Source organism: Bartonella sp. AS69XJJH, from assembly GCF_042195585.1.
Classification (GTDB): Bacteria; Pseudomonadota; Alphaproteobacteria; order Rhizobiales; family Rhizobiaceae; genus Bartonella.
The window spans coordinates 1-713 of sequence record NZ_JBHIOO010000128.1; the positions used below are offsets into that span (position 1 = coordinate 1).

General features: G+C 35.5%; 1 pseudogene. It reads right to left on the minus strand.

The features are described 5' to 3' along the window. Positions 1–59: 59 nt before the first annotated feature. Positions 60–278: pseudogene (locus ACFIK6_RS10145) on the minus strand (antA/AntB antirepressor family protein); the annotation flags it as partial. Positions 279–713: the final 435 nt, after the last annotated feature.

The window sequence follows — 713 nt, forward strand, 5'->3', positions numbered from 1 at the left end:
CGTGCTTCATGTCCTTTGTCATTACGTTCTATCATGGAAAGGTGTTTAGCCATGTCTCATGTAATGCGGTATTATTTTACCTTTATAACGCTTACTAAATTTTTAGTAAGCGTTATAAAGTTTATATTTTCCTGAAATTTGTATTCTTTAATGCGATTTTTAATCCAATCACTGAAACGCACACTAACTTCTAAAAACGTATGCAAATCACGCGCGTTAACAGTTTGAACAGTTTCTTGGCCAATAGTTTGTTCTTTAATTTCTATAAGAGTGTACATAATGAATTCCTTGTTGATAGATGTTTGTTAATGACACTCAATAAAGAGTTCCGGTGCTAACAAATACGGTACCAAGTCCGTTGGTTACGCTTTCCTCGTGAGAGTATTATTGTATAGCGTAACTACATCCGACAACGCCATTATATGCTACACACATACAATGAGTTAAAGCCTTTGCAATGCACAGAAGATTGATTATTTCGGCAACCACTCCGCTAGATGTTTTAAGGTGTTTTTGAGGCAACTGATTCGAAAATACCCATTACTATAGAATTGTCCAGTAACAAAAATTACTTTTTGCTAAGAAAACGTTTCACATACTGTGCAGTGTACATATTGAAATAGTTATTTATCAATGAGTTAAGTGTACAATGTACAGTCAATTTGAAAATTCTGTCGCTAGCGATAGTTCGCGCTGTCCTGCCCCGCAACAGA